Annotated in this window: 3 protein-coding genes; 2 read left to right on the top strand and 1 reads right to left on the bottom strand. The window is 47.3% G+C overall.

Features of this window, described 5'->3' with window-relative positions; translation table 11 throughout:
- Positions 1–980: 980 nt before the first annotated feature.
- Positions 981–5540, top strand: a complete 4560-nt coding sequence (locus QT998_RS06980; RefSeq protein WP_333088841.1) for a PAS domain S-box protein — start codon at positions 981–983, stop codon at positions 5538–5540.
- Between the two features lie 221 nt (positions 5541–5761).
- Positions 5762–5938, top strand: coding sequence for a hypothetical protein (locus QT998_RS06975; protein ID WP_333088842.1), 177 nt, complete (start codon positions 5762–5764; stop codon positions 5936–5938).
- Here QT998_RS06975 and QT998_RS06970 read toward each other — a convergent pair.
- Positions 5928–10037, bottom strand: a complete 4110-nt coding sequence (locus QT998_RS06970) for an EAL domain-containing protein (RefSeq protein WP_333114837.1) — start codon at positions 10035–10037, stop codon at positions 5928–5930. The two genes, QT998_RS06975 and QT998_RS06970, sit on opposite strands and share 11 nt — an antisense overlap.
- Positions 10038–10219: the final 182 nt, after the last annotated feature.

The raw sequence follows: 10219 nt of genomic DNA, 5'->3' as shown, positions 1-10219 counted from the left end.
CTATTGAATATGCTTTCATTGGTGTATTTTTTAATCTATTTTTATTGTACCTCATAACACCCGGAAGTGCTGTAGATGAGCAAAGGCTTAGTACCTCCTATGAGAACTCGAAAAGCTATATATTTTAATAAGTTTAACAAATAGAATCGATAACATAAAATAATTCAAGTGCGTTGCAAATTATCTAAAAGCTCCCAATGCTCCCAAAAGTGCATAAGATCACACTTAAAGCAGATGAATCGAGTATTAGCGAAAACTAGAGAAAAGCCGATCAGCTAAATTTAAACAAATTTTAATAGAGGCGCTCCAAACAGGATATTCGATCGCAAAGCCGAAGAAACCATCAATCGAGTTTACAGTCATAATAAAAGGGTGACAATTGCCATTGAAGGCGAGCGGAAAAAATGTCAAAATTAGTCAGGATTTTGGGCCCCGTCGGGCGATGAAACCCCTTTTCTAGCTGCCACTTTCGGCTCTTCCCTGATGCGATCGGGTTAAGAAACCGGGTTTATGTATAAATTTTGTGAGTAAAATTCTCAATCATTAGCAATTTATGCCGTAGGAAGTCACCGATCGCCCGCTTTATCAGTAAATATACGGAATTAGGATGCTCGATCGACCTGCCAATCTAGAAAAAATACGGAAATGCAGCCTCATTCGCTGCTAATTGCTATCAGAAGGAGGAGAATTTGCCCTTTGCTCTTGTGATTTATCACAACCGCACCCGATGGTTAAAACGTTCTTAATTGCTGAAACCCTTGCTTTTATTGCGACCTCCATCTTCCGACTTCCATCTTCCTGATGACGTTGTACCGAAAGCAGTTGTCAGTTGTCAGTTGTCAGTTGCGAGTTATTACCAATAACCAATAACAAATAACTAATCACTAATGACTTCTTCTATACCAGTCTCAAATTGCAGAGCGATATGGGATGCCATCAACCTCGATACCAAACAGCAAAATAACTAAAAAAAGAGCATTATGTTTCATGAATACCTGTATCAACAAGTAATCAACCTGCAGGAAAAATTAATTCGCTTAGAAAGAGATATGCAGTCTCAAACCTGGTTCAAAAAGCTGCAAGCGCTGATGGGAGTCATTAGCAAAATTCGCGAATCCCTAGACTTAGAAACAATATTCAAAATCACAGCCACCGAAGTCCGGCAACTCCTAAATGCCGATCGAGTCGCCGTCTACCGCTTCATTCCCGAATCCGACTGGAACGACGGCGAAGTAGTCTCCGAAGACGTACTGCCCCTATACAGCCCTTCCTTGGGCGCAAAAGTCCACGACCACTGCTTCGGCGAACAATTTGCAGCCAACTACGCCAAAGGATATGTTCAAGCAGTCACCGACATCTACAAAGCCCGGTTGAGCCCCTGTCACCTCAAAATTCTCAAGCGATTTCAAATCAGAGCAAACTTAGTTGTACCCCTACTGCAAGGGCAAAATTTGTGGGGATTGCTGTGTATTCACCAGTGCGGCGAACCCCGCGAGTGGCAAGAAGACGAAATCGAATTTGCCAGACAAGTAGGCGACCATTTAGCAGTGGCAATTTCTCAGGCCGAACTGCACTTGCAAACCCAGAAACAAATCGCAGAAATCGAATTGGCGCAGCAGAAACTCCGCGACAGCGAGCAAAAATATCACCAAATTCTCGACTCGATCGCCGATATGGTATTAGTCAAAGGCCCCAAAGCCCAAATCGTCTGGGCAAATCAAGCCTTCCGCGACTATTACGGCATGAGTCAAGAGGAACTGCAAGGCATCATAGACGCACCTTTCGCCGAACCTGACCACACTCTCCAGTACATTAAAGATGACGCCTTCGTATTTGAAACCGGACAAACCCTGCAAATTGCCGAAGAACCTGTGACGCGCTACGACGGAGAAGTGCGGCTGTGGAGCACCGTCAAAACACCCATCCGCAATGAAGACGGCCAAATCACAATGACAGTCGGCGTCTCCCGCGACATGACGGAACGCAAAGCAGCAGAAGAAGCTGTCAAAGCCAGCGAAACCAAATACCGCAGCCTGGTAGAAACCTCTCAAGACATGATTTGGTCTGTCGATGCGACTGGACGCTACACCTTCGTCAACCCAGCAGTTAAGTATATCTACGGTTACGAACCAGAAGAAATGATCGGTAGGCCGTTCTCCGATTTTGTGACACCAGAACAAGCCCAGAAAGATTTAGCTGTTTTCGCCCGCCTGGTGGCCGGAGAATCAGTTTTCCAGTATGAAACGACCCACATCGCCAAAGACGGCAGCATCAAACATTTGATGTTCAACGCCATCGCCCTGTACCACGAAACCGGAAACTTCCTCGGCACCACCGGTACAGCCACCGACATTACCGATCGCAAGCGCGCCGAAGCAGCATTGCAACACGCCAACGCCGAACTAGAACGCAGAGTTGAAGCCCGCACCGCCGAACTGCGCCAGACTTTTAGCGCCCTCAGCGCCAGCGAAACCAAGTTTCGGACGATCGCGGCCGCCATCCCCGGTTCTCTGTTTCAATTTTGCAGCCGCAATGGAGTTTGGAGAGTTGACTACACCAGCGATGGCATCGAAGATATCAGCGGCATCACAGCAGCAGAAATGATGCGAGACATCAATACATTCATTTCCCGCATCCACCCCGAAGACTTGGAAAGCTACATTGCTTCCGTCAACGAAGCCGTTGAAAACTTCTCTCCCTGGCACTACGAAGGGCGGTTAATCAAGCCAAACGGCGAGCTCCGCTGGTGGCAGGGCGACTCCATGCCCACCCGCAGCGAGAACGGCGAAATCGTATTTTGCGGCGTATTCCTAGACGTTACCGATCGCAAAAAAGCCGAAACCGCCATCCGCGACAGCCAGCGGCAGCTCAAAGAAGCCCAGAGACTCGCCCACGTCGGCAATTGGGAACTCGACGCAGCCACCGGAACCGTCACTTGGTCCGAAGAACTCTTCCGCATCTTCGGACTCGAACCGGCAGCAGCAGCGCCCAGCCTAGAGCAGCAATTCTCTTGGTGTCATCCAGAAGATTTGGAACTGTGGCAAACCCAAATACAGCGGGCAATCGAAGCAGGCATTCCCTACGATTTAGACTTCCGCCTTTACCGTCCCGACGGCACGCTGCGGCATCTCAACGCCTTGGGCAAAGCTGAAACCGATGCCGGCGGCAAGGTGGTAAAACTGTTCGGTACGGCGATCGACATTACCGATCGCAAAGTCGCCGAAGCAGCCCTGCGACAAGCAGCAGCCGAGTTAGAAGACAGAGTGAGCGATCGCACGGCCGAACTTTCCCAAGCAGTCACGCAATTAGAACAAGAAATTGGCGATCGTAAACAGGCAGAAGCAGCCCTGCAAGTTTCCGAGCAAAACCTGCGAACCATATTTAACAATGTCTACGACGCTATCTTCATTCACGATTTAGAAGGTAACATTCTCGATGTAAACAATCGAATGTTAGAAATGTACGGAGTCAGCCAGGAACAAGCAACAAAATTATCAATTAAAAACGACTATTCAAGCAGCGACACTCCGAGCGCACAAATGGCAGAACTTTGGACAAGAGTATTAGCAGGAGAAACCCCCCGCGTGGAATGGAAAGCAAAGCGTCCCAACGACGGTTCAACATTTTCTGTAGAAGTCGCCCTGTCCAAAATCAATCTTAACGGCAATGTTAACATCATTGCCAACGTGCGAGATATTAGCGATCGCAAACAGGCAGAAGCAGAACTGCAACAGACTCAAAACTTTATGGAATCAGTGCTCAACACCATACCCGTAGCAGTGCTTGCCAAGGAAGCCAAAGAACTGCGGTTTGTACTGTGGAACCCCGTCGCCGAAGACTTGCTCGGTTTCAGCGCAGCAGAAGTTACGGGCAAAAATGATTTCGACCTTTTTCCCACAGAACAAGCTAACTTTTTCACTGCCAAAGATCGAGAAGTTCTCAACAACGGGCAAACTGTAGAAATCAGCGAAGAAGAGATTGAAACAGGTCAAGGAGAATTGCGGATATTTCATACTAAGAAAACATCAATACTTGATGCTGACGGCCAACCGCAATATCTATTAGCTGTCACCGAAGACATTACCGATCGCAAGCTAGCAGAAATTGCCTTGAAGCAATCTGCAGCCCAACTCAAGCAGCAAGCAGATAGAGAAAAATTGCTCAACATTCTCACAGCTCAAATCCGCAATTCCCTCGACTTCGACAGCATTATTGCTGTCGCCGTCCAAGAAATTCGGGCTTTCATGCAGATCGATCGGTGCTATTTTTGCTGGTATCGCAGCGAACAAGAAGAGGGTTTTTGGGAAATTATTCAAGAATCTCGCAGAATAGAACTTTCCGATTTAATAGGTTGCTATAAAGCTTCTGACTTCGGCACTATAGGAGAACAGATGTTGCGTCTAGAAACGCTGCAAATAGATGATGTCGGAGCGCTCGCAGACTCTATTTTGATCGAGTCTCTTAACTCTCTGGGCTACCAATCAGTGTTGGCAATTCCGATGCAGGCACTTTCGGGAGTAGTGAGCGTTGTTACCTGCGCCCACTCCGCTGCTGTGCGACCGTGGAGCGAGGGCGAAGTAGAATTATTGCAAGCAGTTACAGTTCAATTGGCGATCGCCATCAACCAAGCCGATCTTTACACCCAAACCTGCAATAAAGCTCGTGAATTAGAGCACACCTTGCAGCAATTAACCAGCGCTCAATCGCAGTTAATTCAAAGCGAAAAAATGTCATCTCTCGGTCAGCTCGTCGCAGGAGTCGCCCACGAAATTAACAATCCGGTTAATTTTATTTACGGCAATCTCACCCACGCCAACGACTATACTCAAGACTTGCTGCATTTGATCGAACTTTACCAAAACCACTATCCCGATCCTGTCCCGGAAATTCAAGAAGAAGTAGAAGCTATTGAACTCGATTTTCTGATGGAAGACTTGCCAAAACTGCTTTCTTCGATGAAAGTCGGTGCAGACAGAATTCAGCAAATTGTAGCGTCTCTGCGTACATTTTCCCGGATGGACGAAGCAGAAATGAAAGCAGTTAACATCCACGACGGCATAGATAGCACTCTGATGATTTTGCAGCACCGACTCAAAGCTAAACATAATCATCCAGAAATTGAGGTAATTAAAGAATACGCTCAAATACCCTTAGTAGAATGTTATGCCGGACAGTTAAATCAAGTATTTATGAATGTTCTGAGCAATGCTTTAGATGCTTTAGAAGAGAGAGACACACGGCGTTCTGCTGAGGAAATGCGGCAAAATCCTAGTACGATTTCCATTAAAACGGAAATGCTGGAGGGCGATCGCGTTTTGATTCGGATTGCTGACAATGGGGTGGGAATAGCAGATGCTGTCGTTACTCAACTTTTTAACCCCTTTTTTACCACTAAACCTGTGGGAAAAGGTACTGGAATGGGCTTGTCAATTAGCTATCAAATTGTTACCGACAGACACAAAGGTTCGCTGAAATGCACTTCTTCTCCCGGACAAGGTGCTGAATTTGCGATCGAGATTCCGTTGAAAGCTAGCTGTTAATTTGTTAGTTGTTAGTTGTTATTAGTTATTGGTTGCGACGGGTAATATCCAATCCAGTAGCATCCCAATTGTCAAATCCAGTCAACAGTCAACAGTCAACAGTCAACCAAAATCAATCTAATTCATCTGCGTAAATCTGTGTTAATCTGCCCTCATCTGTGGTGAAAAAAAAGATAATTCCTTAACCGCAGATGACAAGGGATTAAGGCAGATTAACGCAGATGCAGAAAAATCAGCAGTCATTAGTCAGCAGTCAGCAGTCATTAGTCAGCAGTCAGATAAAATCCGGTAACATCCCAATTGTCAAATCCAGTCAACAGTCAACAGTCAACAGCCAACAGCCAACAGTCAACAATCACCTGACGGTGCAACCGGAATTGATATCACTCAGTCCATAATTGCTATATTACCGAAATTTATCAGTATTTCAGTCATCGTTAAACTGTCCAAAGGTTTAGAAAACCAATATCCCTGAGCTAATTCGCAGCCTAATCCCCGAAGCTGTGCTAACTGTTCGGCTGTCTCCACACCTTCGGCGATCGCATTTAATCCCAAATTGTGAGCCAAAGTTACAATCGCCCGCACAATCTGCAAAGGCTGACCCCCGCCGTCACCGTTTTCGATGGCCCCCAAGCGACTCACAAAAGAGCGATCGATCTTCAGCGTATCCAGTGGAAAACGGTGCAAGTAACTCAAAGACGAATAGCCAGTACCGAAATCGTCGATCGACAATCGAATATTTCTACCTTTTAATTGGGCCAGCACAATATTGGCTTTAGCCACATTTTCTACGATCGCACTTTCAGTAATCTCCAATTTTAAACAGCTCGGAGCGCAGCCTGTTTCTGCCAAAATTTCATCTATCTGTTCGATTAAATTCGGCAAACCTAACTGTTTGGGAGAAAGATTGACGCTCATTGTTAATTGTGAAGGATCGATAATTGGTAATTGGTAATTGGGCATTGGGCATTGGGCATCGGGCATCGGGAATTGGGCATCGGGCATCGGGCCTTGCCGAACTTCCTGCTTCCCTGTATCCGTTACATCCCGTACATTGCTCGTTGCCGAACTTCCTTCTTCCTTCTTCCCTCTTCCTTCTTCCTTCTTCCCTCTTCCTTCTTCCTTCTTCCCTCTTCCTTCTTCGGACGGACTTACATCCGTTACATCCGTTACATCCGTTACATCCGTTACATCCCGTACATTGCTCGTTGCCGAACTTCCCTCTTCCTTCTTCCCTCTTCGTTCTTCCGACGGACTTACATCCGTTACATCCGTTACATCCGTTACATAACTTCCTTCTTCCTTCATTAACATTTCTTGCCAAACGCGCAATTGCCGGCAAGCTTCCCGCAGCACCCAGGCTCCCAGAGGCACGATCAAACCGGTTTCCTCAGCTACAGGAATAAAACTAGACGGCGGCACTAAACCCCGAACCGGGTGCTGCCAGCGCACCAAAGCCTCAAAACCCTCGATCGCACCGCTGGCGATCGAAACAATCGGTTGGTAGTGCAGAATAAAGTGGGAACATTCATTTTTGCTCGCACCTAATTCCTGCTTACCCAAAATAGCCAAACGCAGGTCATTTTCTAACTGCAACAGCGACATAGTTTGGTCGTGCATCGCCAAATTAAACACTTCGTGGCGGGCTTTGCCCAAAGCTTTAGCACGGTACATAGCAATGTCAGCATCGCGCAGGAATTCTTCCGGGTGAACGTACAGATTCGATTTGCCTCTTGTGTCGGCTGCTGCGACTTCGCCTTGACTGAAAACAATGCCAATGCTAGCGGTGGTAAATACTTCGTGCCCTTCGATATGAAACGGTAAAGTCAGTTCTGTTTGTATTCTGTTAGCTGCTTGGGTGGCATCGGTGAGGCTCTGAATGTGGTCTAGCAGGATGGTGAATTCGTCTCCCCCCAACCGGGCGACGGTATCAGAAGCCCGCACGCAGGTTAGCAGCCTGTCTGCGAGGGCGACTAGCAGTTTGTCTCCTAAAATGTGTCCTAAAGAATCATTAACTACTTTGAAGCGGTCTAAATCTAGGAAAAGTAAACCAAATTTGTAATCGGAGGATTGATTTGATCGGCGGATGGCTTGTCCTAGCCTGTCGATGAACAAAACGCGGTTTGGCAAACCCGTCAGCGCGTCGTGAAAAGCACCGTGCAGCAGTTGCCGTTCTACTCGCTTGCGCTCGGTGACATCTCTGATAATAATCTGGGCGGCGGCTGCGCCTTGATAAAGGGCGGGGATGCCGGCCACTTCAACGTCGATGATTTCTCCGTCTAGCCGCATCAGTTTTTGCTCGGCAAGCTCGATCGGCTTATTTTCTTGCTCGACTTGCCTCATGCGCTTTTGGGCTGTTTCCACATAGTTTGAATGGACAAAATGCAATATCGGAAAGCCGATTAACTCTGCCGGAGAACTCGCACCGAGGAGTTTTGCGCCCGCAGCATTGATGTAGGCGATTTTCTCTTGACTGTGAACGACGATCGCTTCGGGAGATAGTTCTACTAAACGGCGATAGCGTTCTTCACTTTCTTGCAGAGATAATATTAACTCGCAGCGCTCTTTTTCGGCTTGCTGGCGTTCGATTTCCATTTGGTGAACCGCCAGAATTTTACCGATGCTTTGAGCCATCAATTCTATGATTTCTATTTCCTGGTACTCAAATTTTTTTTTCTTAATTTCTCGCGAACTAAAGCTTAATATACCGTAAGTTTTATTGTTAACAAATATCGGCGTTCCAATGTAAGATTCTGAGTGACATTGTTTATAAGCTGGATGTTCGCGCATCTCTATTTCTGCTCCCACATGAGAATAGAAAATAGTTTTATTGGATTTAATTACTGCAGCGCAGTAAGTATCGCTGAGGTTCAATTCTAGGCCTCGCACGAAGTATCCTATATCGGATTTTGCTGCCCGCACAATAAAAACTTCATCCTGGACTTCAGCCATGATGCCAATAGAAAGTCCAAAAATTAAACAGCCTGCTGTTAAATAATCTTCAACCAGTTCTTGAAAATTTTGATAATGATAAGTTGTAATCCGGTGCAAGTGTTTGAGATTAGCGGTGAAAGCTGCTAAAGCTTGAGAATTTAAAAATAATTCTGCTTCCGCTCGCTGGCGGTCGGTAATGTCTGTTTGCACTCCAATAAAGTGGGTTAAGTGTCGCCGCGAGTTGTGCACCGGAGCGATCGACAGTTCGTGCCAAAAAGGCGTGCCGTCTTTCCGAAAGTTACGCAGGATAACTTGGCATTCTCTGCCTTCTTCAATTGCCGTTCGCAATAGTTTAGCAGAGGCGGTGTCCGTGTCGTTGCCCTGCAAAAATCGGCAATTTTTCCCCATTAATTCGTCTCTGCGATAACCCGTAATCCGCTCAAAACTGGGATTGACATAAATAATCGGATTATCTGTAACCGTCGCGTCGGTGATGGCGATGCCGTTGCTGCAACTTTCGATCGCCCGTTCCATCATTTGCAAGCGCTCTTGCGATCGAATCCGCTCGATCGCCGCAGCTAACACGTTGGCGATCGCTTCTACAAAATAAACGTCATCTTGGCTGAAAACCCGCCTTTGGCTGGTGTGAACCCCCAAAATGCCCCAAGCCTGCGTCGCAGAAGTGTCCGCTGGTTCTGCTTGTCCCAAGAAACTCTCCAGTCCCCGATTGCCGGGAACGATGACAGTGACGCCGCTCACAGCCCGGTGGTTGTGCAGCAGCGGCAACTCGCTAAAACGGGTTTCCACCCGCAAATCTTCGACAATCGTGGCTTTGCCAACTAGCAACGTGTAACCAGCTTGCGATCGGGCAGAAGCCGCAACAGTGGCTTTGCCGACAAGGCCCGGCTGCCAGCCAACCCCCGCTCGCAACAAAAAAGCATGGCCCGAGGGCAACAGTTCCAACAACTGACAATAATCAACATCCAAGGTTTGAGCAATTAACACCGCAGCTTTGTCCATCAGTGCAGACAAATCTGTTTCCGCCAATGCCTGCTGCCCCAAGTAAGCGACGGCCGCTTGCTGGCGGGCGCGCAAATGGATTGAGGCGAGCAATTCCTGCTCCTTGGCGGCTGCTCGCTTGCGATCGCTAATGTCACAGAACACCGACAGCACGGATTTTTCCGACAGCAATGTCAAATACCGCATCGATACACTTGCCCAAAACAGCGTGCCGTCAGCTTTTTGGAGGCGAACTTCTATCTCGCGGACTTGTCCGTTGCGGGCGAGCACATCCAGCAGTTCGTGGCGCTGTGCGGGGTTACTGTATAGTGTGGAGGCTTTTTTGCCGTCGATTTCAAATTCTTTGAACCCGAAAACCTGATGGCATAAATCGTTACTATAAAGAATTGTGCCATCAGCCAGACTGCTGATGATCGTAGGCATCGGCATCGAATTGGCGATCGTCAGCAATAATTCTTGAGTTGCTTGCAGCTCTTGGTAAAAGTCTGCCTTGGCAGCCGAGCCCTGACAATCTTCACAGTTTTCAGGGATAAAACTTTCCATTTTTTAATCGATCCATTTCTGCGGATAAATTTAAGCTTGTATTCAGTGAACAGTTGACAGTGGACAGTTGACAACCTCCCTCCTCGCCTAGAGAAGGGTTGAGGGCGACCTCTACCTGGAAGGAAGAGGATGGTCGTAATGAATAACCTTCTTTTAATTTCTAGCTAAAAGGGAGAGGCTTT

The organism is Microcoleus sp. S1D4 (assembly GCF_036700765.1).
GTDB lineage: Bacteria > Cyanobacteriota > Cyanobacteriia > Cyanobacteriales > Microcoleaceae > Microcoleus.
This window is presented reverse-complemented; position numbering and strand designations above follow the sequence as displayed.

Bases quoted from the DNA above. Each gene is read 5' to 3' on its own strand.
- QT998_RS06980 (WP_333088841.1), top strand. From the start codon at position 981: ATGTTTCATGAATACCTGTATCAACAAGTAATCAACCTGCAGGAAAAA.
- QT998_RS06975 (WP_333088842.1), top strand. From the start codon at position 5,762: ATGCAGAAAAATCAGCAGTCATTAGTCAGCAGTCAGCAGTCATTAGTC.
- QT998_RS06970 (WP_333114837.1), bottom strand. From the start codon at position 10,037: ATGGAAAGTTTTATCCCTGAAAACTGTGAAGATTGTCAGGGCTCGGCT.